At 68.7% G+C, this 23704-nt stretch carries 21 protein-coding genes, 1 tRNA gene and 2 pseudogenes; 7 read left to right on the top strand and 17 right to left on the bottom strand.

The window, feature by feature from the left end:
- Nucleotides 1-120: 120 nt before the first annotated feature.
- Together QSK31_RS44580 and QSK31_RS44585 are read right to left on the bottom strand one after the other, a co-directional pair.
- A complete protein-coding gene (locus QSK31_RS44580; RefSeq protein ID WP_285691141.1) occupies nucleotides 121-1326 on the bottom strand; it encodes an acyltransferase family protein in 1206 nt (401 codons plus the stop codon).
- Nucleotides 1327-1540: 214 nt separating this feature from the next.
- A complete protein-coding gene (locus tag QSK31_RS44585) occupies nucleotides 1541-2956 on the bottom strand; it encodes an MFS transporter (RefSeq protein WP_285691142.1) in 1416 nt (471 codons plus the stop codon).
- Nucleotides 2957-3200: 244 nt separating this feature from the next.
- Between QSK31_RS44585 and QSK31_RS44590 the strand changes: the two are divergent.
- Both QSK31_RS44590 and QSK31_RS49340 read left to right on the top strand, forming a co-directional pair.
- Nucleotides 3201-4022 (top strand): annotated as a pseudogene (locus QSK31_RS44590) (helix-turn-helix domain-containing protein); the annotation flags it as partial.
- 55 nt (nucleotides 4023-4077) lie between these two features.
- Nucleotides 4078-4230 (top strand): annotated as a pseudogene (locus tag QSK31_RS49340) (transposase); the annotation flags it as partial.
- Nucleotides 4231-4285: 55 nt separating this feature from the next.
- On the opposite strand, the gene metF reads toward QSK31_RS49340, so the two are convergent.
- From metF to QSK31_RS44655, 13 genes are all read right to left on the bottom strand, one after another.
- Nucleotides 4286-5185: a methylenetetrahydrofolate reductase [NAD(P)H] gene (gene metF / locus QSK31_RS44595; protein ID WP_285691144.1), complete on the bottom strand. Its 900-nt coding sequence runs from the start codon at nucleotides 5183-5185 to the stop codon at nucleotides 4286-4288.
- The gene (locus QSK31_RS44600) at nucleotides 5182-6171 is read right to left on the bottom strand and encodes a carbohydrate kinase family protein (RefSeq protein WP_285691145.1); all 990 of its coding nucleotides are present in this window, start codon (nucleotides 6169-6171) and stop codon (nucleotides 5182-5184) included. Before QSK31_RS44600 ends, metF begins: the two co-directional genes overlap by 4 nt.
- A gap of 1 nt (nucleotide 6172) precedes the next feature.
- A complete protein-coding gene (gene metK / locus QSK31_RS44605) occupies nucleotides 6173-7387 on the bottom strand; it encodes a methionine adenosyltransferase (RefSeq protein ID WP_285691147.1) in 1215 nt (404 codons plus the stop codon).
- A gap of 125 nt (nucleotides 7388-7512) precedes the next feature.
- Complete coding sequence (locus QSK31_RS44610; protein ID WP_285691148.1) at nucleotides 7513-8322, bottom strand: class I SAM-dependent methyltransferase; 810 nt, start codon at nucleotides 8320-8322, stop codon at nucleotides 7513-7515.
- A gap of 196 nt (nucleotides 8323-8518) precedes the next feature.
- Complete coding sequence (locus QSK31_RS44615) at nucleotides 8519-9211, bottom strand: HAD family hydrolase (protein ID WP_285691149.1); 693 nt, start codon at nucleotides 9209-9211, stop codon at nucleotides 8519-8521.
- A gap of 79 nt (nucleotides 9212-9290) precedes the next feature.
- Nucleotides 9291-10106: an AfsA-related hotdog domain-containing protein gene (locus QSK31_RS44620; RefSeq protein WP_285691151.1), complete on the bottom strand. Its 816-nt coding sequence runs from the start codon at nucleotides 10104-10106 to the stop codon at nucleotides 9291-9293.
- 24 nt (nucleotides 10107-10130) lie between these two features.
- Nucleotides 10131-10349, bottom strand: a complete 219-nt coding sequence (locus QSK31_RS44625) for a tautomerase family protein (protein ID WP_285691153.1) — start codon at nucleotides 10347-10349, stop codon at nucleotides 10131-10133.
- Between the two features lie 49 nt (nucleotides 10350-10398).
- Nucleotides 10399-11286 carry a hypothetical protein gene (locus tag QSK31_RS44630; protein WP_285691155.1) on the bottom strand — a complete coding sequence of 296 codons (888 nt, stop codon included), beginning with the start codon at nucleotides 11284-11286 and terminating at the stop codon, nucleotides 10399-10401.
- Nucleotides 11279-11899, bottom strand: coding sequence for a hypothetical protein (locus tag QSK31_RS44635; RefSeq protein ID WP_285691157.1), 621 nt, complete (start codon nucleotides 11897-11899; stop codon nucleotides 11279-11281). The genes QSK31_RS44630 and QSK31_RS44635 overlap by 8 nt, the downstream gene beginning before the upstream one ends.
- A gap of 92 nt (nucleotides 11900-11991) precedes the next feature.
- Nucleotides 11992-12234: a phosphopantetheine-binding protein gene (locus QSK31_RS44640; RefSeq protein ID WP_285691159.1), complete on the bottom strand. Its 243-nt coding sequence runs from the start codon at nucleotides 12232-12234 to the stop codon at nucleotides 11992-11994.
- 149 nt (nucleotides 12235-12383) lie between these two features.
- Nucleotides 12384-13244 carry a helix-turn-helix transcriptional regulator gene (locus QSK31_RS44645; protein ID WP_285691162.1) on the bottom strand — a complete coding sequence of 287 codons (861 nt, stop codon included), beginning with the start codon at nucleotides 13242-13244 and terminating at the stop codon, nucleotides 12384-12386.
- Nucleotides 13245-13437: 193 nt separating this feature from the next.
- Complete coding sequence (locus QSK31_RS44650; protein ID WP_285691163.1) at nucleotides 13438-13791, bottom strand: hypothetical protein; 354 nt, start codon at nucleotides 13789-13791, stop codon at nucleotides 13438-13440.
- 558 nt (nucleotides 13792-14349) lie between these two features.
- Nucleotides 14350-15540 (bottom strand): hypothetical protein, encoded by a 1191-nt coding sequence (locus QSK31_RS44655; RefSeq protein WP_285691164.1) that lies wholly within the window; start codon nucleotides 15538-15540, stop codon nucleotides 14350-14352.
- 153 nt (nucleotides 15541-15693) lie between these two features.
- On the opposite strand from QSK31_RS44655, the gene QSK31_RS44660 reads away from it, so the two are divergent.
- On the top strand, nucleotides 15694-15834 hold the full coding sequence (locus tag QSK31_RS44660) for a hypothetical protein (RefSeq protein ID WP_285691166.1): 141 nt from the start codon (nucleotides 15694-15696) through the stop codon (nucleotides 15832-15834).
- On the opposite strand, the gene QSK31_RS44665 is transcribed toward QSK31_RS44660, so the two are convergent.
- The gene (locus QSK31_RS44665; protein WP_285691168.1) at nucleotides 15831-18815 is read right to left on the bottom strand and encodes a TIM-barrel domain-containing protein; all 2985 of its coding nucleotides are present in this window, start codon (nucleotides 18813-18815) and stop codon (nucleotides 15831-15833) included. The genes QSK31_RS44660 and QSK31_RS44665 overlap by 4 nt on opposite strands.
- Before the next feature lie 218 nt (nucleotides 18816-19033).
- Between QSK31_RS44665 and QSK31_RS44670 the strand changes: the two genes are divergently transcribed.
- The gene (locus QSK31_RS44670) at nucleotides 19034-20350 is read left to right on the top strand and encodes a TolB family protein (RefSeq protein WP_285691169.1); all 1317 of its coding nucleotides are present in this window, start codon (nucleotides 19034-19036) and stop codon (nucleotides 20348-20350) included.
- Nucleotides 20351-20764: 414 nt separating this feature from the next.
- Here QSK31_RS44670 and QSK31_RS44675 read toward each other — a convergent pair whose 3' ends face one another.
- Entirely contained in the window at nucleotides 20765-20968 is a 204-nt protein-coding gene (locus QSK31_RS44675) for a cold-shock protein (RefSeq protein WP_285691170.1), read from the bottom strand.
- A 466-nt stretch (nucleotides 20969-21434) separates the two neighbouring features.
- On the opposite strand from QSK31_RS44675, the gene cmk reads away from it, so the two are divergent.
- The 3 genes from cmk to QSK31_RS44690 all read left to right on the top strand — a co-directional run bounded on the left by cmk (nucleotide 21435) and on the right by QSK31_RS44690 (nucleotide 23619).
- Nucleotides 21435-22115, top strand: a complete 681-nt coding sequence (gene cmk, locus QSK31_RS44680) for a (d)CMP kinase (protein WP_285691171.1) — start codon at nucleotides 21435-21437, stop codon at nucleotides 22113-22115.
- On the top strand, nucleotides 22112-23497 hold the full coding sequence (gene der / locus QSK31_RS44685; protein WP_285691172.1) for a ribosome biogenesis GTPase Der: 1386 nt from the start codon (nucleotides 22112-22114) through the stop codon (nucleotides 23495-23497). Before cmk ends, der begins: the two co-directional genes overlap by 4 nt.
- 48 nt (nucleotides 23498-23545) lie before the next feature.
- Nucleotides 23546-23619 (top strand) — tRNA-Pro (locus QSK31_RS44690).
- The last annotated feature ends 85 nt before the right edge of the window (nucleotides 23620-23704 follow it).

Raw genomic sequence — 23704 nt, forward strand, 5'->3', positions numbered from 1 at the left:
GTGTCCGCCGGCAGATCCGCGTTCCGGTACGCCGCACCGGGAGGACGAAGTGACCGCCTGTCCCACCGGCCGGAGCCGGACGGGACAGGCGGTCGTCGCATGACCGCCGCTCGGCGTCGGTCAGGGCACCTCGCCGGCCCGTCCGGCGACGAGCGGCAGGGGCTCCGCGCCGTCCGCCTCCCGCCGAGCCTGCGCCGGCCTCTTCCTCGGGTTGGACCAGCGCCGGGTGATGGGACGCTCGATCCAGCTGTACAGCGCCCAGGACGCGAGGATCGAGACGCCGAGGCTGATCAGCAGCATGGCCGCGGCCTGTGGTGCGCTGTACGTCTTGCTGCCGAGCAGCTTCCACACGCCTACCAGCACGGTGAAGTGCACGAGATAGAAGGCGAAGGAGATGTCGCCGAGCCAGACCGTCACCCTGTTGCGGAAGACGGTGAAGCGACCCTCCTCGTCCGCGATGGCGCCGGCCGCGATGAGGATGGCGGCGGGGATGACGCAGACGGCTCGTGACGAGTAGATGTACGGCGTGAAATAGCCGAGCACGTAACTGGCGACGAGCAGCGCGCCGGCCCAGACCATCCCGATGTTGCGCCAGCGCCCCGACATCACCGAGCGGGCGACCAGGATGCCGAGCACGAAGTCCAGTGCCCGCGGGAACGGCAGGATGTACGAGACGAAGTACTGGTTCACCGAGGTTTCGGGCTCCATCGGCATGAACACGGAGCCGGCCGGGACGAGATGGGTGGACAGGAAGGGAGTGGCGATGATGCCGAGGCCGGCGATCGCGATCCAGAGATTGATCCGGTTGGCCGGGATCTTCTTGATCAGGCCGAGCATGAGCGGGAACGACAGGTAGAAGACCGCTTCGACGGCCAGGGACCAACCGGCCGGGTTCACCCCGAAGTTGACGGAGAAGTCCGGGTAGTACACCTGGAGCATGAAGAAGTTGAGCACCCCGATCTTCATGTCCGTGCGGGGTGCCGCGAAGACCACCATGGCCAGCACCCAGACCACCAGATAATTGGGAACGATCTTGAGGAACCGGCGGCGCCAGAAACGCGTTGCGGTGTCCGTCTCTCGAGCCGACCATGTCAGCACGAAACCGCTGAGCACGAAGAAGAAGCTGACGCCGAGGGCGCCGGCATGGTGTACGGAGCGGTAATAGTCGTGCACGTTCTCGGGGCTTAGCCAGGGCAGGCCCAGGTAACCGAGCAACGCCGCGTGGTAGAGGAAAACCACGAAAGCGGCCGGAAATCGCAGCCCGGTCAGCGTGTTGAGGCGAATGACCCGGGAGCGCGATGTCGCACTCATTCGGTCCGTCGACACGTATCTACTCCTCAGGGAATGCGGGGTCGGATAAGCGCAATTTACCCGACCATTCCCTTCGCTACCGGGGTGCGTTTATCCGGGTACTCCCAGCACCATCGGAGCGGCTACCAGGTCGCGATAGACGTGGGTCCTGCCACCGCGACCGGAAACATTTCCGGATACTCGGTACGCCCCGCAGCGAATAAGCTTGCCGAACAATCTATTGCTGCGGTCAGTCCCGGGACAGGGCGAGGCGGGCGAGGGCGGCGGTGCCGAGGAGGAGGACGGCGACGGTAACGAGGCCGATGCGCATGCCGGTGAGGGAGAAGCCACCGCCGGGACCGGCGAGGAGGCTGCCGAACAGGGCGACGGCAAGCGCACCGCCGGTCTGACGGAGGGAGTTCAGCAGCCCGGACGCGGTCCCCGCGCGCTCCGGCGGGACAGCGTCCATCAGCAACGCGGTCACCGCGGGCACCGCGAGCGCCCCGCCGGTGCTCAGCGGCAGCAGCAGGACCAGCACCAGCCACACCGGCGTGTGCGCGGCCAGCGGCAGCAGGGCCAGCATCGCCGCGATGAACACCAGCTGCCCGGTGACGATCACCGCCCGCCGCCCGATCCGCTCCGCCAGCCGCGGCGATACCAGGTTGGTCGCCGTCACCAGAGCCGCGAGCGGGACGAACATCAGCCCGGCCGTGATCCCCGACATCCCTCGCAGCTGCTGGTAGTACAGCCCCAGCAGGAAGATCCCGCCGTAGAAGGTGGCGTTGACGGCGAACCCGACCGCGAGCGCCACGGCCACCCGGCGGTCCTTCAGCAGGCCCGGCGGGACCATGGGCTGGCGGTGTCGTGCCTCGATCACGTAGAAGGCGTAACCGGAAGCGACGGCGAGCGCGGCGGCGACCAGCACGGGGCCGCTGGTCCAGCCCAGGTGGCGGCCCTCGATCACCGCGAAGCCCAGCCCGGCCAGGGCCAGAATGGCGGTGAGCTGGCCACCGCCGTCCAGCACGGCGGGTCGGCGCGGGGAATGCGGCACCCGGATCAGCAGGCCCAGGATCACCGCGCCCACCGGTAGGTTGAGCAGGAAGACGGCCCGCCAGCCGGCCGCTTCGGTGAGCAGCCCGCCCAGCACCGGGCCGACGGCCATCGCCACGGCGCCGCCGGCCGTCCACAGCGCGATGGCGCGGGCGCGGGCGTGGGAGTCGTCGTAGGCCTGCCGGATCAGCGCCAGCGAGGCCGGCATCACGACCGCGGCCGCGGCGCCCTGTGCCACGCGTGCACCGACCAGCACGCCGATGCCGGGCGCGAGCGCGCAGCCGAGGGAGCCGAGGGTGAACAGGGCGACGCCCCAGACGTAGGCGCGGCGGGCGCCGACGCGGTCGGCGAGGGCGCCCGCGGAGAGCATCAGGGCCGCGAACATCAGGGTGTACGCGTCAACCACCCACTGCAGCCCGACCATCCCGCTGTGGAGGGAGTCCTGGATCGCGGGCAGCGCGATGTTCACGGCCGAGACGTCGATGGTGATCACGGCGAAACCGAGCAACGAGGCGATCAGGGCGACGCCGCTCGACTGCGGCGGTGCGGCCGGCCGGGCTCGGTCCGGCTGTGGTCGCAGCGCGGGCGCCGGCGGCGGGGACGGGGTGGCTGGCATGGTGAACTCCAGGGCAGGCACAGGTGACGGATCGTCGGAACGTGATCGGGCGGGCGGTCGCTGCCCGCCGGGGCCGCGGTCCGGTGTCTCGCACCCCCTGGGTCCCGGCGGCTGGGCCGCCCGCTCCGGGATCGACTCTCCGCCCCCGCGCGGCCGTCCGGCAGACCGCGCTGTCCCCGAGGTGCGGCGTTCCAGGCCCTGACACGGCCTCCCACGGGCCTTGACCGGCTGCGACAATGGCCGGATGGCGGCAGCGGAGACGAGGGGCACCGAGCTCGGCCGATATCTGAAGGCCCGGAGGGCGCAGATACGCCCGGAGGATGTCGGCCTGTCGGCGGGCGGGAGCCTGCGCCGCACGCCTGGGTTGCGCCGTGAGGAGCTGGCCGTTCTGGCCGGAGTGAGCGTCGACTACTACATCCGCCTGGAGCGGGGGCGCGAGACCAATCCGTCCCCCGCCGTGCTGGACGCCCTCGGCCGGGCCCTGCGACTGCGCGACGACGGTTACGAACGCCTGCACGAGCTGGCGGAGCTGGCCTCGGGCCGGCCTTCCGACCTGCTGTCCGGCCCGCAGGACGCCGTCCGCGAATCGGTACTGCGGATGCTGGAGTCGGTGCGCCCGTTACCGGCCTATGTGGTGAACCGCTACAACCGCATGCTGGCGGCGAACCGGCCCGGCCGGCGGCTGATGCCCGGGCTCTGGGACTGGCCGGAGGACCAGCGCAACGTGACCCGTTACATGTTCCTGCACCCCGTCGGCCGGGCGCTCTACGAGCCCTGGGAGGACACGGCCGCACTCTCGGTGGCGCATCTGCGCGCGGTTGCCGGGGCCGACCCCGACCACACCGAGCTGACGGCACTCGTCGGCGAGCTGGTGGTGAAGTCACCGGAGTTCGCGCGGATCTGGGAGCGGTACGACGTCTGCGAGCGCGGTGGCGGGCAGAAGTCCTTCCGGCACCCGCAGGTCGGACCGATGACCCTGACCTACGAGGTCATGGGACTGGCCCGGACGGGCGGCCAGCGGATGGTGGTCTACCAGGCTTCCCCCGGCACCGCGGACGAGAAGGCCGTGCTCCGCTTGGACTCCACCGGCGGCCTGAGCCCCCATCGCGCCGTGCCTCTGCATCTGCTCCACGAACACGATCGAGAGCGTGAATCCCCGTACACGCAGGACGGTCCGCGCCCGGGCACACCTCCCCACCGGGGCCGCCGGGCTGAGGTGCGTCCCCACGGCGCCTCTGAGGCTGGATCCGACCGGCAAGGGCCGCAAGCGCTGGAAAGCACCCTCGGACGCCGTCCCGACCGTCAGTCGTTGAACTGACATCGGCGACGTCAGCTGGGGGCGAGGGCCTGCGTGCTCCTCGAGCCCAGGACGTCGCGGTGGATCTCGAGCGTCGCCGTGGAACGGTTGAGCGTGATGTAGTGCAGGCCGGGAGCGCCTTCGTCGAGGAGCCGGCCGGCCATCGCGGTGGCGTACCCGACACCGATCCTGCGCCCTTCCGCCGGGTTGTCCCGGGCCTCCTCCAGACGCCTGGCCAGGTCACCGGGAAAGGTGGCGTGGCTCAGCTCGGCGAACCTGGCGATCTGCCGGATGTCGGTGGCCGGCAGGATCTCCGGGATGATCGGGGTGTCACAGCCGGCCGCGGCGACCCGGTCCCGCAGCCGCAGATAGTCCTCCACGTGGAAGAACATCTGAGTGATCGCGTAATCGGCGCCGGCCTCGCATTTGGCCACGAAGTGCCGGATGTCGCTTTCCCAGTCCGGGGAGCGCGGATGCCGTTCGGGAAAGGCGGCGACACCGACGCTGAAGTCACCCGACTCCCGCACCAACGCCACCAGTTCATGCGCGTACCGGAAGCCCTGCGGATGCGGTGACCAGGGTGCGTCGGGATCCCCCGGCGGGTCACCGCGCAGTGCCAGCACGTCCCGTACTCCCACCTCCGCGTACTGACCGATGACGCGGCGCAGGTCGGCCGTCGATTGCCCGATCGCCGTCAGATGCGCCACGGGCCGAAGCGTCGTCTCGTTCACGATCCGCTCGGTGACCTCCATCGTGCGGTCCCGTGATGAGCCGCCCGCGCCGTAGGTGACCGACACGAAGGAGGGCGCGAACGGTTCGATCCGGCGGATGGCGTCCCACAGGACCCGCGTACCCGCCTCCGACTTCGGTGGGAAGAACTCGAAGGAGAAGGACCGCTCGCCCCGGGCGAGGAGTTCTCGCAGGGCGCTCATGCTCGATTGCCTCCGGCGTTCACACAGCGTCCGATGTCCACGGAGGCGTCTGCGCCGTACGCGTCCGCGACACGGGCCCACAGATCATCACTCAGTCGATACTCCTGGGTTCCCACCGTCTCCAGAACCCTGGTGGCCAGGGCACACCCCAGCTGAGCCGCCCTCTCCTCGGTCAGGCCGCGTGACATGCCGACGAGATATCCCGCGCGGAAGCCGTCACCGACACCCGTGGGATCGACAGCCTTCCCGGACGGCACGGCCGGGACGGTCAGGAGTGCTTCTCCGCGGGCGGCGACCGTCACCCCCTTCGCACCCCGGGTGGTGACCCAGGTGCCCACGCGATCCAGCACCTGTTGCCTGGTCCATCCGGTGCGGTCGCACAGGAGCGCGGCCTCGTACTCATTGCTGAAGAGCAACTGTGCGCCATCGACGAGCCGGCGGGCGTCCTCGCTGTCCAGGCTGGCCAGTTGCTGCGAGGGATCTGCGGCGTACGGAATGCCCAGCTCCCGGCTCGCGAAAGCGTGGCGCTGCATGGCGACCGGGTCGTCCGGCGCGACGACGACGAGGGCGGGTCTGCCCCCACCAGCGGTGATGTCGGCCAAACTGATGTGCCGCGCCTCAGTCATGGCCCCCGGGTAGAAGGCGGCGATCTGGTTCTGGTCCCGGTCGGTGATGCAGATGAATCTGGCCGTGTGGGACTGCTCGCTCACCCGTACGTGACTGATGTCGACGCCGTGCCCGCTCAACCAGGCGCCGTACTCGGCGAAGTCGATGCCCACGGCGCCGACCAGCAAGGGAGTGACTCCGAGCAGGCCGAGGCCGAAGGCGATGTTCGCGGCGACTCCGCCCCTGCGTACCTGGAGATCGTCCACCAGGAAGGACAGTGAGACGGTGGCGAGTTGGTCGGGCAACAGGTGCTCACTGAAGCGGCCCGGGAATGTCGTCAGATGGTCGGTGGCGATGGACCCGGTGACGGCGATCCGCATGTCAGACACCTGCCGCCGCGAGCAGCGCCTCGACCCGGTCCGTGCGCTCCCAGGTGAACTCCGGGAGCTCACGGCCGAAGTGGCCGTACGCGGCGGTCAGGCCGTAGATCGGGCGCAGCAGGTCGAGGTCGCGGATGATGGCGGCCGGGCGGAGGTCGAACACCTCGTCGATGGCCTTCTCGATCCGGTCGGTGCCGACCTTGGCGGTGCCGAAGGTCTCGACGAAGAGACCGACGGGCTCGGCCTTGCCGATGGCGTACGCCACCTGGACCTCGCAGCGGGAGGCGAGGCCCGCCGCGACGACGTTCTTGGCGACCCATCGCATCGCGTACGCGGCGGAGCGGTCCACCTTGGACGGGTCCTTGCCGGAGAAGGCGCCGCCACCGTGGCGGGCCATACCGCCGTAGGTGTCAATGATGATCTTGCGACCGGTGAGGCCGGCATCGCCCATCGGGCCGCCGATCTCGAAGCGGCCGGTCGGGTTGACCAGCAGCCGGTAGCCCTCGGTGTCCAGCTTGATGCCGTCGTCCAGGAGGGCCGTCAGCTCCGGTTCCACGACGAACTCGCGGATGCCGGGGGCGAGGAGGGACTCCAGGTCGACGTCGGCGGCGTGCTGCGAGGAGACGACGACGGTGTCCAGGCGGATCGCCTTGTCACCGTCGTACTCGATGGTGACCTGGGTCTTTCCGTCCGGGCGGAGATAGGGGACGGTGCCGTTCTTGCGGACCTCGGACAGGCGCTTCGACAGACGGTGGGCCAGGAAGATCGGGAGCGGCATCAGTGTCGGGGTCTCGTCCGACGCGTACCCGAACATCAGACCCTGGTCGCCCGCACCCTGGCGGTCCAGTTCGTCACCCTCGTGGGACCCTCCGACCCGGGTCTCGTACGCGGTGTCGACGCCCTGCGCGATGTCGGGGGACTGCGTGCCGATCGACACCGACACGCCGCAGGAGGCGCCGTCGAAGCCCTTCTTCGACGAGTCGTAGCCGATGTCCAGGATGGTGTCGCGCACCAGCTGGGCGATCGGTGCGTACGCCGTGGTCTTGACCTCTCCGGCCACATGCACCAGGCCGGTCGTGATGAGCGTCTCCACGGCGACACGGGACGTGGGGTCCTCGCGCAGGAGCGCGTCGAGAATGGCGTCGCTGATCTGGTCAGCGATCTTGTCGGGGTGCCCCTCGGTCACGGACTCGGAGGTGAACAGACGACGGGACATGGCGTTCTCCAGGATGGGGAGGCGGTGAGACGACTCGACGTCGGTGGAGCTGAGGGGCCATCGCGGCCGGCAGCGGGATCGCCGCGGCGGCCGCGCACAGCACGCGACCGCCGGGTGCCCTCACTTCAGGCGACGTCTTTGGTGACGGTGATGTTGTTGAAGCTGCAGGTGGCAGAGAACTGGCGGTTGGCCCGCATCCGTTCCTTCATCTCCGCCTCGATCTCAGCCTGTTCCTGTGGTGACATCGCCAGGGTGTAGTTCCTGAATGCGGTACCCATCAGGAGATTCCAGCCTCCGTCGGCCGTCTGGTAATCCATGACGACGTCCCGGTGGGTGATCTTGATTCGTTGCCCGCCGGTCACCTCTTCGAGGACTTCCTTGAAGAAGGTGATGTCTTCCGTGACGCTCCAGGGCGTGGAGATCCGCAGGTCTTCGGTCTTGATCTGCGCCAGGTCCAGGAAGGTGCCGGCGATGGGCGTCAGAAAATTGCGCCCCAAGGTCATGGTGACCAATTTGCCACCCGGCTTGACGGCGCCCCACATCTTCGCCAGGAAGGTCCTGAGGTCGGAGGCGAAGAAGGGCCCGTTGGCCGACACGACGATGTCGTACGCGGCGGCGTCGAACTGGGCCTTGTCCATGTCCTCGACGACGAACTGGATGTTCTTGACTCCGGCCGCCTCCGCCTTCTCCTTGGCCTCCTCGATCATGGCGGGGGAGATGTCGATGGCCAGGGCGTGTCCCGCCGGTCCGGCGAGCTCCATCGCCTTGACGATCGAGTCGCCCGTCCCGCAGGGCAGATCGAGGATCCGGTCGCCTTCCTTCACCGCCATGTCGGCCAGCAGCGGTTCGCGAATCACGTCGGGGAAGGCGTCCTGGATCTTCGCGTACTCATTTGCGGCCTTCCGGAACGTGCCGCGAGAATCGAATTCAGCCATTTCTTGATTTCCTTCAGGTCGGTGATCCCGGTATGGCGGGGCGATCGGTGGGAATTCAGCGGCTTCAATGTGACCGCGTCCCGCACATTCATCTTGGAAGCGCGGCACCGAAGGGGGAAGTGTCTCCCGATCATGGTGGTGCGAACACCACCTGTGCGAAGAACCCGCTATCTCCCTGGACGAAGAAACACGGCCGTCACGCTGTGACCCCCTTGACGCGCTCGGCCAGTCGCGTTCGCAACTCCTCGTCCTCGCCCACGGCGACGGGGTGGCCCACGAGTTCCAGCATCGGCAGGTCGGAGACGTGGTCGCCGTAGGCCCAGCAGTCGCGCGGGTCGACGTCGGGACGGGACTCCAACGTCCCCAGCACGGCGGCGCGTTTGCCCGCGCCGATGACCGGGGTTTCGACCTCGCCGGTGTAACGGCCGTCGGCGACGAGCGGGCGGGTGCAGAGGACGATGTCGGCCCCCACCGCGCGCGCGAGAGGCTCCAGGAGCGGCGGGAAGGAGCCGGAGACGAGGACGACGGTCGCACCGCCGGCGCGATGAGCGGTCAGGGCTTCCCGGGTCGGCTCGATGTAGAAACCGCGGCCGGACGTGCGTTCGGCGAACCAGTCCCCGGCGAGCCTGCCGATCGTCTCCACCGGCTCGTCGGCGTAGTGGCGGTAGTAGAAGCGGTTGATGTCCGCACGAGGGGTGCCGTCGCCGGCCAGTCGGCGGACCACCGCCATGATCCGCTCGTACTCCTCCGCCCCGGCCACACCATGCCGGCAGACCAACTGGTAGTGGAGGAAGTCGAACATGCTCTTGACGGTGATCAGGGTTTCGTCGACGTCGCTGAAGACCAGGTAGGGGCGGTCCGAAACCGGCCCGCGGCTTGCGTCTGACATGTGAGGGGGCCCTTCTTGATGCCGGCCGCCGGCCCGCCGCGTTTCCGGGCCGCAGTCGGTCACTCGGTACGAATCTCGGTCACGCGATACGGACCTCGGCCGATTCCGGTTCCTTCGCCGCCGCCAGGTTCGCCGCGGTGCCCTGGAGGGATCGCTCGGCCGCCTGGGTCTCCTTGGCGTGGGAAACCCGGGCGTCGAAGGCGGTGAACCGGACCTCCATCACCGCGGTGTCCCATCCGCCCTGAAGCACGGCGAGGTCGCAGGAGAACGTCGTGCGGGTGCGGTGCGGCGAGCGGTGTGAGAGGACCTTGCACCGGACGGTCGCGGGCAACGGGAACAGGAAGTTCCGGTAGCGGGTGGCGAAGGTGTCGATCACGAAGTAGCTGTTGCCGACCGCCTCCGGCGGAAGGTAGTGCTGCTCGGCCACCGCGATGAACATCTGCCGCCCGGCCTCCATGGCCAGCATGCCCTGCATGTGCCGGCCGGTCAGGTGGTCGGACATCACCTCGTTGCCGGAGTCCACCAGCAGGTCCGACTCGAAAGAGCCGGGGCCGGTCCGGCGGGGCACGGAGATCAGCACGTTCTCCGCCCGGTGCTTGTGCGCGATCTCCCGCCCGGCGCGGTCACGCAGCGCCCGGTCGTCGATGACGACCACGTCCGTGAGGCCGTGCCGGGCCAGGGTGTCGCGTACGAACTGGACGTCGAACTGGGACACCCCCTGCCCGAGCGTCACCGAGGCCGCGCCGGCGCCGCGGGGCAACGCACCCTTCCTGATCTGGCGGGCGAGCTGAGATACCGTCATGACGCCCTCGTGCTCGGCGAATTCGGCGAAGACGTCGCCCACGAGGAAGAGGGTGCCCGGCTCGTCCTCGGTGCGGCGGGTGGTTTCATGCATCTCGGAGGACACGGCGAACGCCCCTCACTCGGAGAGCCGGCGGCTCAGTTCCGGAAACTCGGGGTCGCTGCCCAGGGCGCCGCCCTCCGCCCAGCGGCTGCGCGGCACCTCCTGGATGTAAACGGTGATCTTGTCCAGGGGGGCTCCCGTGACCCGCCGGACGGTTCGGGTCAGCTCCTCCATGAGTTCCCGCGCCTGGGCGTCGTCCTGACCGTCCCAGGTGGTGACGGAGATGATGGGCATGCGGCTTCTCCTGTGCTGGATGCCGGTGGGTGCGTGGCGGGATCAGGACTTACGGAGCGGCGGTGGTCCGCAGGTTCTGGAAGGACGCGCCGCGCAGCTTCAGGTGTGCGTGGATGTCGCCGCCGAGGCCGAACTCGCCGATGGCGCCGCCGTAGTTGCGCTGGTAGCTCATCCACAGCACGACCACGTTGATGATCCGGTTGGCCCCGGGCAGTCCGGGGTCCGGGAAGGGGTTGGGCAGGGTTGCGTGGTACTTGCCGTTCCCGTCGGCGTCGGTGACGAAGACGTTCGGTACTCCGAGCGGGCCCGGCCGGGTCGGCCCGGCCGGGTCCAGGTCGCGGGCGCGCAGCGACATCACGGTGTAGACGCTGTCGGGGACGAGCCGGAAGAACTCGAAGCCGAACGTCCCGCAACGGCCGTCGGAGGTGACCCCGACCTCCAGGGTGCCGCTCGCCCTCATCCAGGCGCCGAAGGTCACCGGGGCGGTGACCTTCGGCCCGTCCTCGGGACGCAGGTCGGGGATGGGCACCTCGTGGAAGGCGTAGCTGGGCCGCTTGACCTGGCCGGCCTCCGGCAACTGATCCGGTGCGAACACCATGGGATAGTTGTTGCACGGCAGGGGCAGCGGAAGCGTGTACAGGACGATGTCCTTGTCGGCCCCGCCGGGTTCGATGTCCAGCTCCCGCACCACGGTGTACGGAGCGAGCGTGCCGAACTCGGGCAGCGGACTGTCCGGGGAGACGACAGCCGCGCCCCACTCCGGCCGCGTCGCACCGTCCCGGGTGATCCGGTTGATCATCCCGACCACCACGAAGTTGCCGTCGGCGTCCATGACTTCGCTCGGCGGGTAGAGCGGGCCCTGGGTGGAGAGGCTGAGCTCGTGCCTCTCGGTGACGCCCGGGGTCGTGGTCCAGGGGGCCGCGGCGGTCTCAGACATCCGCGCGCTGGTAGACGCGGGTGTACAGACCGCCCTCGCCTCCGACGATGAAACGGTCGCCGGCCTGCTGGACGATGTCCTGGTACTCGGCCGAGGTGAAGACCTTCTGGTAGTCCTCCGGCTCGCAGTCGAAACCCGTCACGAACATCACGCCGGGCCGGCTGCTGAGCAGAGTGTGGTACGCCAGGAACGTGGTGACCGGCTCGGCGCGGCGAACGACTTCGAAGATGGTGTTCTCCCGCCACTCGCGGTAGGCCGCGTACTCCTTCGGCTTGACCTCGATGTATCGGAGCTGGACGTACCGCGTCTTGGGCAGCGGGTCGGCGGTGTCCTTCGGCGCCTCGACGAACTCCAGGAGCTGGCGCCGGAAGTCGCTGACAAGGTCCGCCGAGACGGTGTCCCACAGCCTTCGCCAGCCCGGCGACAACGCATCCAGGTCGGCGTAGTCCTCGACGGGCGTGATCTCGAGAAGGTCGTCACCGTCCGCGCTGCGGAACAGGGTGCGGCCGGCCAGCGGTTCCTTCTCGTTCAGTTCGCTCCAGCGGGCCAGGACGTCCTCCGCCCGGCCGGGAGCGACGCCAACTTCGGTGAGAATGAGCAGAGTGGCGGACATCCTGGTCCCTCTCGACTGATTTCGACTCAAATGCGTGTGACGTCATGACAGGTGGAGATGTCAGCACGCGGATCGCCTCGAAGAATGGCGCGTCAGGCTACGGCTACACCCTTGGCCGCGATTACCACGGCCGCCTCGGCGACCGTCTGCTCGGGGACGAGCTCGCCCGTCTCGATCTCGATCCCGAAGGATTTCTGGAGACGTAGGGCGAGTTCCTCCAGCAGGAGCGAGTCGATGTCCATGGCCTCGAAAGTCGTGTCCGGCGTGACATCCGCCGTCGGCACGTTCAATTCCATCAGGACCATGACGATGCGATCGGCGATCGAATTACCCATCTCTTCCTCCCCGAGACACTGGGACGCCGACTTCGAATCCAGGGTGTTGAATCCACCGCGTCCTATAGATGCAATCCTGGGATCTGGGCCGGGGAAGCGGAAGTGTCTCCCCATGATGGTGGTGGCAACACCACCATCCGGGATGTGGCTCAGGCGGCCCCGGGGTGGACGCCCGCGAACGCCCGCGCCCTCATGGCCGCCGCGGCGCGCGGCTGGGCTATGTACACGGTCAGCGCCGACTCGGAGTACTCGGGCATCCGCATCTGCACCCGGTCGAAGACGATCACTCCGGTGCTCGGGAGGGCGAATTTGCGTACGTTCTGATACGGGTCGTCGACCTCGTGCCGGTCCCACAACTCGGCGAACTTCGGACTCGCCCGGCGCAGCCGTTCCGCGATCCTGCCGAATTCCGGATCGTCCGGGAACCGGATCGACTGGGTCCGGAAGTTGGCGACCAGACCCCGAGCCACGCCTTCCGTGTCGGGGTACTTCGCCCGAGTGTCCGCGTCGGTGAAGAACTTTTCCAGACAGTTGTCCCCGCTCGCGTTGAGCTGGAACAGCGAGCGGGCGGACCCGTTGGCCAGTTCGATACGCCCGTACCGATCGGTGAGGTAGGCCGGACTGGACGACCAGCTCTCGACCAGCGCACGCATGTGCGGAAACACGCCGTCCCGGCGCTCCCCGTCCGCGCGCCGAGGCGGGTTGAGCCCGGCCAGCCGGAAGAAACACCGGCGCTCGGAGCCGTCCAGCCGCAGGGCGTTGCTGATGGCGTGCACGATTTCCTCGGAGACATTGATGTCCCGGCCCTGTTCCAGCCAGGTGTACCAGGACACCCCGACGCCGGCGAGCGCCGCGACCTCCTCCCGGCGAAGTCCCGGGGTGCGCCGTCGCTCGACATTCACCAGACCGACTTCTTCGGGCGAGATTCTCTCCCGGCGCGTCCGTAAGAAATGCCGCAGCTTCGCTCGTCGTAAAAGTCCGGATACTTGGGGGGAGGCAGTCGCTTGCATGTATCGGCCTCTCTTCTTGATTTCATGCGGCCCAAGACAGTTCTGACTATCACTGTCGATCGAAAAGAAGGGCTCACTCGAGCCCCGGCGGCGTCGCTCTAGGTGGCCCGCGGGAACGGCAGCCGGTTCGAGGGGTTACCGCCGGTCGACCGGGTTGCTGAATCAGCCGGCACGCCGGCACCGCGAACGAAAGTCACCCTCGGCAACGATGCGTGCCAGGCGGACCTCGGACGATCCCGTAGTCCTCCCCGGAAGCGGCCGCCGGATCGTTCACCTGAGCGTCGACGCGCCGGGCGCTCGGCATCCGCTCGGTCGCGACACCGTTTACCAGCAGATCTTTCTGCTCGACGTTCTCGCCGAGCGAACGCGCCACGAGGACGTGATCGGCTGGACCGCATTGCGGGTTGAGGTGGGCCGGCTCGACGCCTTCGGCCGCAGCGGGGTCAGGGACGGCGACGGCATACTTCCCATGGATGGAGCCCGACCCGGCGGGGGCGGCCTGAGCCGGCGAGCTGAGTGAGACGAGACTCATCAGGGTCAGTGCCATAGCCGCGACGCGGCGCCGCCAACTTTCTTTTCCGGGCATTTTCACTCCGGTCGAGAAGGGATGCAACGAGTCCGCCCGGATTCATCGCGGTTACGGCCGTGTTGCTGACGAGGCTGCCCTTAGCCGAGTTGTCCCCGGTCGATAAGACGGCCCACCACCGGAGTGGTACTGATGAACGGTGCGCCCACGCCGAAACCGCGTACGGATGCCCTCATCTTGATCCCCCCGGAGGTTGGACAATCCAAGCAAGTCACGCTCATCGATACTATTCGTGACCATAGTGGACCGCTGCGTAACCTTCAATGTTGCCTACATCTCCGTCCACGGGGCAGACACGACGGCGAGCATTGATCTGAGCGGGGTGCTCGACTTCATTGGTAGGGCAAGGAGGTTTCAGTTCCGGGTCGGCGGTGTTGCGGTAAGCCCATGTCCCGCAAGCAGCCTTCTGCGGGCTCTCCTCGACGCGTTCGCCGAGGAACACGACCGCCGCCGGCCGCACCGGTCATCGACGATCATGTCGATCCGGTGCCGCGCGGCGGCGGCCAGGACTCCGGTGGATCAGATCCGGCCGGCGGTCTTCTCGGCGGGCGTCAGCTCGACCTGCCGCGGCGCGTCGGGGCGGACCATGCGAGGCAGCGCCTTGTCGAAGGAGGCGGCCAGCGTCCGGCTCGGCACCACCCGGTAGAACGGCGGCAACGCCAGCACGCCCATCAGGGTGCCCCACTCCGCCGCGCGGGTGCGCTGATTCGGGGTGCCGTGGTGGTTCGGGCTGTCGAAGTTGCAGTCACCGATGTTGCCGAACGCGTCGATGAAGTGCTTGATGCGAACCCACCGCATGTTCGCGCCGCGCCGGTGCGCCAGGAAGTACGAGCTGAAGGAGTCGGCCATCAGTTCGGTGCGGCGAGTCGCCTCCGGGGCGGGCAGATCGCTCTCGCGCAGGCCCTGCTGGTATTGGATGTGGTGGCCGAACTCGTGGCCGAGGATGGCCTGCGGCGCAACGTCGCCCAGGCCGACGCTGCGGAAGCCGGCGAGCACGCCGTCACCCACGACGATCTTGTCGGTGGGCAGCCCGACGCCGGGGACCTCCACGCCCTCGGGGGAGTACGCGAACGCGTTGAACGTGAAGATGGGCGCGTCCCCGTTGTCGTAGACGGGCAGGCCGGCCACCTCGCGGACGGCCTCCGCCGCTTCCCGCGCCTCCTCCGGCGACGACCCGAACACCACCTGCAGCACGCGTGCCGTCCGGGCCGTGTCGAGCATGGCGTTGCCGTGCGCCGGCAACATTTCGATGCCGGACGCGTCGATGTCCCAGAACCTCTTCAGGTCCGGGAAGGTGCGCCGCAACACCGTCGTGTATTCGCCGTCGAGTCCGAAGAAGCGCTGCTGCTCCGGTTCCGGGAAGAACAGCGCGTCGTACATCGGGGTGTTGACGAGCAGCAGAATCGACGCACCGAGACGGTCCTCGTCGGTCCAGCCGGCGATGGTCGAGTTGAGCCAGTCCTTGAGCTGGGTCGACTCGCACTCGTAATCATCGGGATTCAGGACCGCCCGCGCCACATCGGACAGGTCGTCGTCGATGCCGAGCCGGCGATCGAACTCCGCCACCCGCTGCTCGTAGTCGGCCGGCAGCAACTGCTGCAGCTGTGCGATCAACTCTTGTGGACGGTCGGCCGGTGCGGCCTGCGCGGGCGCGGACAGGCCGAGAACCGCGACGGCCGTGACAAGCGGAAGAGCGAGACTTTTACGCATCTGCCCAGGTTCGCGAAAGACCGCTTCCAGGTCGACCACACATCGACCGATTCATGCGGCCTCCGATGGTACGAAAGTACTGTCCGGCCGTCTTTGCCGGATTCCGCGGGCCGGTTTCAGGCGGCCGGGCTGTCCGCGCCGTCCGGTCGAACCGTGCCGATCCACGTGCCGCCCGGTGTGCAACGGCCGGCCACCCGCCCGGAGCGGTGGCCGGTCGCCGACCGCAACGTCATCCGGGGCGCGTTCTGCGGAGCTTCGGCCTGGGCGATCACGCGCGAGCCGGGGTTCGGCTAACCGGGCTGCACCGACAGGCAGTCGATGTTGCCGCCGCTCGCGCCGGTGGCGGTGGCCCGGATCCGGACCGCGCCTGCCGGCAGGCTCGTCGTCAGGCTGGTGGTCGTCCAGGTGGCCCAGCCGCTGGTCGGCGGGAACGGCTGCGCCGCGGCGGCGGTCACCCCGTCGACCGTGATCGCCAGCGGGCGGGAGGCGTTGCCGCCGTTGGCGTACCGGAAGGTCAGGGTGTGGGTTCCGGCCACCGCCACATCGACCGTCCACTCGATGTAGTCGCCGGTCGCGGTGGTGTAGTCGGTGTAGCCGTAGCCGGTGTAGCCCCGATGCCGGCTCCCGATCACGACGCCGCTGAGGGTGGCCTCCTCGGCCCCGTAGACCGCCGGGCCCGTCACCGCGGGGAACGGCTGTCCGCTCGGCTTGACGGTGGCGGCCACGGTGCCGCCGGTCCGCACGCCGATCGACGGGGTGACCACCGACAGGATCCTGCGGGTGGCGTCCCAGGACTGACCGCGACCGGCCAGGATCGCGGCGGTCTCGCTGGTGAAGGCGGGCAGCGGCGGCTGGTCGAGCACCTGCATGCCGATCGGGCCGGAGAGGCCGTGGTAGCGGACGACGTAGCGGCGTTCGGCCGGGGCGTCCCGATAGGTGCCCACCGGATGGTCGACCACCACCGTGCGGGTCGAGTCGGTGTACGCCAGGTCGGTGACGCCGCGGGCCGCGGCCGTCCGGTGCTCCTCGCTGACACCGTCGTCCTCGTAGAGGCTGAAGGCGCCGTCCTTGCCGGTGTAGACGTCCAGTTCCAGGTGGGTCTTGTCGACGAACGCGGTGCTCTGCGCGTACCGGTAGCGCGGCAGGATGGCGCCCGACCGCACGTACATGATGATCTCGCCGGGCCGGGTGACGTACGCCTTCTCGGCGCTGTCCGAGCCGACGTTCTTGGCGTCGGTCCAGAAGTCGTACCAGGTCTCGCCGGCGGGCAGCCAGACCCGCTGGGTCGCACCGTCGGTGCCCGTGGTCACCGGCATCACCAGGACCGACGGTCCCCACATGTACTGCTGGTCGTGCGCGTAGGCCATCGCGTTGTACTGGTGGTCGACGACCATCGCGCGGGCCATCGGCATGCCGGTCGCGTGCGCGGCGTGGGCGATCGTGTAGAGGTAGGGCAGCAGCGTGTACCGCAGCCGGCTGTACCGCAGGAAGTCGTCGCTCTCGGCGGCGGGCTGGTCGGTGGGCCAGCGGGACGCCCGCTGCCCCAGGACCAGGGCGTCGCCGTAGCCGTGCGGGCGCCAGATGGGGGAGAGGGCGCCCCAGGCCGCGACCCAGTTGCGGTACATGTCCGGCGGGATCGGGTTGCCGTTGTGGCCGCCGCCGTCGACGTTCGCGTACGGGAAGCCGCCGAGCCCGGCGTTCAGCATCCCGCGGATCTGCTGCTGCATCTCGCCGTACGTGGACTGGGTGTCCCCGGTCCAGAGGTGGCCGTACCGCTGCTGCCCGGCGGTCGCGCCCCGGCTGAAGATCCACGGCCGCCGGCCGGGCCCGATGCGCGCGTCCCAGCCTTCCTGGCCGGTGGCCTTGAGCAGGTACAGGAAGTAGGCGTTGCGCAGTTCCGACCAGCGCTGCCCGTTGGCGGCCACGGCGTCGAACGGGATCGGCCCCAGCTCGTCCGGCTCGTCGAGCCACAGCGCGTCGCCCGGGAAGCCGAGCGCCGGGTTCAGCGCCTTGGTCCAGAACACGTCCCACACCCAGGCCCGGGTCGCCGGGTTGGACCAGTCCGGCACCGACTCGTTCTCCGACACGCGCGCGATGTCGGCCGGCTGGAAGCTGTAGCCGGGCGGCGGGCCGGGTCTCCAGCCGGCCATCAGGCTGGAGTTGTTCCGGTTGTAGTCGAGCGAGGTGATGATGCCGTTCTCGTCGGCCCACCGCTTGAACCCGGCCGGATCGGGCCACCGCTGCGCGTCGAACTCGAACCAGGAGCCGTTCCAGCCGCCGCTGCCCGCCCGCCAGCGGTTGTCGTGCACCTGCAGATCGAGTGGGAAGCCCTTGTCGCGCAGCTCGGTGATCTTGTCGACCCACCAGTTCTGGTCGCTGACCGTGGGGAAGTTCTTGTCCGACATCTGCAGCCCGAAGATCGCCAGGCCGGGGAAGCGGGGCCGGCCGGTGAGCTGCGTGTAGCGGTCGAGCAGCTTCGCGAACTGGGGGCCCTTGATGACGAAGTAGTCCATCTGCGGGCGTACGCCGGCGGTGTTGTGATCGTCCGACCAGAACTCGTAAACGCCGCCGTTGCCGAAGTTGAAGCTGGTGTCGAAGGTCGAGTTGACGAAGATCGCGTAGCCGCGCGAGGACAGGTAGAGCTGCACGATGGCCGGCGACTGCTCGCTGCGGTTGGCGGCCACGCCGTAGTTGTGCGCGACGATGTCCCCGGTCCGGTCGACCCGCGGCGCCCGGCCCATGAAACCGTGGCCGGCCTTGACGAACCGCTCGCTGCTCGGCGGCGGCACGAAGGTCTGCCGGACGATGCTGTTGTTCTCGCCGTCCCAGCTCATGCTGTGCGTCGCGTCCTCACCGGCCAGCAGCGTGCCGTCACCCTTGCGGTAGAAGGAGATCCGCAGCGGGTTCTTGCGCAGCACCACCCTGATCCCGGCGTCGGGCGCGGTCGAGATCGTCAGAGCATCAGAGCTTTCCTGTACGGAGAGCGAGCCGCCCATCCCGGCATGGGCGGCCGGGTCGACCATCTCGTAGCGGTCGTCCGCGAAGAACGTCTCGCCGGCCCGGGCGTAGCGCACCCGGACGATGCACCCGCCGTACGCGGTGATCCTGATCCGTTGCCCACCGGTGCTCGTCACTGTCACGTCGCGGCCGTCCGACGTATGACTCGCATAGTCCGTGAGAGTCTCCGCCGCCTGCAACGGCGTCGAGGGTGTCCCGGCAACCGCGCCGCCCACCGCGAATCCGGCCGTCCTGAGAAAGTCACGTCGCGAAGTCATATTCGTAACATAGACGAAATTGAATGAAACATTCAACGTTGTAAACCAACGACCCCCGCGGCTCGTGGCGGCACACCGCCGCGCGGATCAGGGCCGCCAGAACAGCGACACCACGCGATCATCCGGGACTGTTGCACCGCGAAGTCGCTATTCCGGCTCCGCGCCGGTTCCGGCCTCCGGACTGCTCGGACGATGCCGGCGCTGGCCAGACTCTCCTCATGAGAAGTCTCCGGGCCGTTGCAGCCGTTGCAGCCGTGGCGGTGGTCGCGGTGTCCGTCCTGTCCGCCACCCCCGCCACGGCGGAGCCCGCCGGGGCGACCACAGTCCGGGCCAGCGTCGCCGGCGGGGGAGGTCAGGGCGATCGGCCCAGCATGCACCCGGAGGTCAGCGCGGACGGCCGGTACGTGGTCTTCTTCTCCACCGCGACGAACCTGGTGCCCGGTGACACCAATGACTACTTCGACGTCTTCATCCGGGACCGCACGGCGGGCACCACCCGGCGGGTGAACGTCTCCAGCACCGGCGCGCAGGCGGACGGTCCCACGCACAGCCAGGCGCGGATCAGCGCCGACGGGCGGTACGTGGTGTTCACCTCGTACGGCGCCAACCTGGTGCCCGGCGACACCAACGACGACTCCGACGTCTTCGTCCGCGACCTGGCGACCGGCTCGACCAGCCGGGTCAGCGTGGCCAGCTCCGGTAGGCAGGCGGACGGCTTCAGCGCCTTCTTCCTGGCTATCAGCGCCGACGGGCGGTATGTGCTGTTCGACTCGGAGGCCACCAACCTGGTGCCGGGCGACACCAACGGCGTCCGGGACATCTTCCAGCACGACCGCCGCACCGGCCGGACCACCCGGGTGAGTGTCGGCAACGACGGCGAGCAGGCCGACCACTTCAGCGAGGCGCCCGGGTTCAGTGCCGACGGGCGGTACCTCACCTTCGCGTCGTACGCGGGGAACCTGGTGCCCGGAGACACCAACGGCTTCTCCGACGTGTTCGTGCGGGACCGGCGGACCGGGCGGATCACCCTGGTCAGCCGCACCCCGGCCGGCGTGCCGAGCCAGTACAGCAGCTTCAACCCGACGCTGAGCGCCGACGGCCGCTTCGTCTCCTTCCAGTCCGAGTCGGAGGACGTCGTGGCCGGCGACACCAACGGCTTCCCCGACGCCTTCGTGCACGACCGCCGCACCGGGCGGACCGAGCTGGCCAGCGTGTCCAGCGACGGCCGACAGACGGACGACTTCTGCAACCTCGCCTCGATCAGCGCCGACGGGCGCTACGTGGTCTTCTACTCCGGGGCGACCACCCTGGTGCGTGGTGACACCAACGCGACCGACGACGTGTTCGTCCGCGACCTGGTGCGCCGGACCACCATCCGGGTCAGCGTCGCCACCTCCGGGCGCCAGGCGAACGGCTGGAGCGGCCAGCCGTCGACCAGCTCTGACGGCCGGGTGATCGCCTTCGCCTCGGAAGCCACCAACCTGGTGCCGGGCGACACCAACGCCGACCCGGACGTCTTCCTGCGCCTTCGCTGACCCGCACCTCGCCGGTTCCGTCACGCGACGAACGAGCGCGGCCAGATGCGACGAACACATTCTTGGCAGTCCTCTGAATGGGGGCGCTCGCGTCCGCTGCCGCTCAAATGGCTGCTCGTTGCAGCGCCTTCTTTGACTGCGCTCGGTATAGCCGGCCCGGTGGTGGCCTTGGCGACCGGTCGATGAACTCCAGCGCCGATCGGCAAGAACACGAAAGACCATCGGCGGCGCCTCAAGCGCCTGACCGGGCCGCTGATCTCTGCGGCTCGATCCGGAAAGTTCTCGAGCTGGAAAGATCAGAAATGGAGACGGCCGACCGCTCCCCGGGAGATCACGCGGAAACCGCGGATCTGCAACCGGGGGCGATCGGCCGCCGCCGTGCCCCGCTCCCGAACCGGGAGCCAGGCAGCATCATCAGAGCGGGCGAATGTTCTCCGCCTGCGGGCCCTTGGCGCCCTGGGCCACGTCGAACTCGACCCGCTGGTTCTCCTCGAGGTTCCGGAAGCCGGAAGACGCGATCGCCGAGAAGTGCGCGAACACGTCAGCGCCGCCGCCGTCCGGCGAGATGAAGCCGAAGCCCTTGTCCGAGTTGAACCACTTGACGGTGCCAGTAGTCATACTTTTTTCTCTCTTCCGAAATGTGAATCACCGCACTGTGCGGTGACTCGTGTCACTGCGTTGATCTCCTCGGGAGAACCAGTCCCAGAAAGCAAAAACGCCTGACAGGGCTTCAATAACCCCATCAGGCGTAAGCACGTCAAGGAAATCAAAACTGCAACGGAGCCAAGGTACCACGACAGAGGGGTAGAGAACCGGCACCACCGGCGCGTCGTCCCGGCTGGAACCGTTCGCACACACCGGATTCGGCGCCGGCGTCCGGACCTGGCCTGCTGAAGGCCATGGCGGGCGGTCGCGGCGGACCACCGGATGAGCCCGGAACGGGCGCGGTGAGCTTGACCACCCTCCCGGCCGGGCCGAGAGGGCGTGCAGGTGCTGCGCCCGTACGCGAAGAGGTTTGATTTTGGTGTGTTTCACGTGGGCGGGCACAATGGGTGGGTTGGGCTGGATGGCGTGGGGAGATCGCGTGGGTGAGGTAGTGCGGCCGGAGCGGTGTGTCGTGGCCGTGGACGGGCCCTCGGGGTCCGGCAAATCCACTGTTTCCCGGCGTCTCGCCATGGATTTGGACGGGGTCTACCTGGACACGGGGGCCATGTACCGGGCTGTCACCTGGGCAGTTCTGGAGGCCGGCGGTGATCTGAGCGACCCGGACTTCATCGCGAAGGTGGCGTTGGAGGCGGAACTCACGGTCGGGACCGACCCGCGGGCGCCACACTTCCGGGCGAACGGCGTTGATGTCGACGCGGCCATCCGCGGGCCCGAGGTCACCGGGGCGGTTTCGGCGGTCGCGGCCGTGCCCGCCGTGCGCCGTCACCTGGTCGGGCAGCAGCAGGCGATCATCGCGCGGCACCCGCGCATCGTGGTCGAGGGGCGGGACATCGCGTCCGTGGTCGCGCCCGACGCCGAGCTCAAGGTCTACCTGACCGCGTCACCCGAGGCCCGCGCGCAGCGGCGCAGCAAAGAGGACGCGGCAGACGTGACGGCCACCCAGGCTGACCTGGAGCGGCGCGACAAGCTCGATTCTTCGCGTACGGCCGACCCGCTGCGCCAGGCCGGCGATGCCATCGAGGTGGACACCACCGGGATGAGCATCGACGAGGTCGTGGTGCGGCTCCGAGAACTACTCAGCAGCAAGGTGCAAGCGTGACCGACCTCTTCGAGATCGACGAGCCGCCGACCGCGCCGTCCGTCGCCGCCCCCGTGGTGGCCGTGGTGGGCCGCCCCAACGTGGGCAAGTCCACCCTGGTCAACCGCATCATCGGCCGCCGCCAGGCCGTCGTCGAGGACACCCCGGGCGTGACCCGCGACCGTGTCCCCTACGACGCCAACTGGAACGGGCGCCGTTTCACCGTCGTCGACACCGGCGGCTGGGAACCGGACGCGCGCGACCGCGCGCTGGCCATCGCCAACCAGGCCGAGATGGCCATCCAGACCGCCGACGTGGTGCTCTTCGTCGTCGACGCTACCGTCGGCGCCACCGACGATGATGAAGCCGCCGTGAAGATGCTGCGGCGAAGTCACAAACCGGTGATCCTGGTCGGCAACAAGACCGACAACCAGAACCTGGAACTCGAGGCCACCAGCCTGTGGTCACTGGGCCTGGGGGAGCCGTACCCCGTCTCGGCCCTGCACGGCCGCGGCTCCGGCGACCTGCTCGACGCCATCATGGCGGCCCTGCCCGACGCCCCCCTGATCATCGAGTCCGGCCCGCGCGGCCCCCGCCGGGTCGCCCTGGTCGGCCGCCCCAACGTGGGCAAGTCCAGCCTGCTCAACCGCCTCGCCCACGAGGAACGCGCCGTCGTCGACTCGGTGGCCGGCACCACCGTCGACCCGGTCGACAGCCTGGTCGAGATGGACGGCGACGTGTGGCAGTTCGTCGACACCGCGGGCCTGCGCAAAAGAGTCAACCAAGCTTCGGGTACGGAGTACTACGCCTCCCTCCGCACAGCCGGCGCGGTCGAGGCCGCCGAGGTGGCCGTGGTGCTCCTGGACGCAGCCGAGCCCATCTCCGAGCAGGACCAGCGCGTCCTCTCCTCGGTGGTCGAGGCCGGCCGCGCCCTGGTCATCGCGTTCAACAAGTGGGACCTGGTCGACGAGGACCGCAGGTTCTACCTCGACAAGGAGATCGACCGCGAACTCAAGCGCATCCCCTGGGCCGTCCGCGTCAACATCAGCGCAAAGACCGGCCGCGCCATGGACAAGCTGGCCCCCGCCATCCGCCGAGCCCTGGCATCGTGGGAGCAGCGCATCACCACCAACGCCCTCAACACCTGGCTGACGTCGGTGACCCAGCAAACCCCCCACCCGGTACGCGGAGGCCGCGCACCCCGCGTCCTGTTCGCCACCCAGGCGGGCGTGTCCCCACCGAAGTTCATCCTGTTCACGACCGCACCGCTGGACGCCGGCTACATCCGCTTCGTGGAGCGCAAGCTGCGCGAGGAGTTCGGTTTCGAGGGCTCGCCGATCGAGGTGGCGGTCAAGCCCAGGAAGAAGCTTGGACCGGGGGGTCGCGGTAAGGCTCATGGGTAGGGCTTTGGTAGGCTGAACGGGTTGCCGCGGCCCATTGGGCTGCGGCGGCGGGCTGTAGCGCAGCTTGGTAGCGCACTTGACTGGGGGTCAAGGGGTCGCAGGTTCAAATCCTGTCAGCCCGACAATCTTGAAGGGCCGCTAGCCAGGGTATAAACCCTGGTCAGCGGCCCTTCTGCCATTCTGCTAGATCCGGATTTTCCTACTAGG

The organism is Actinoplanes sp. NBRC 103695 (assembly GCF_030269485.1).
Classification (GTDB): Bacteria; Actinomycetota; Actinomycetes; order Mycobacteriales; family Micromonosporaceae; genus Actinoplanes.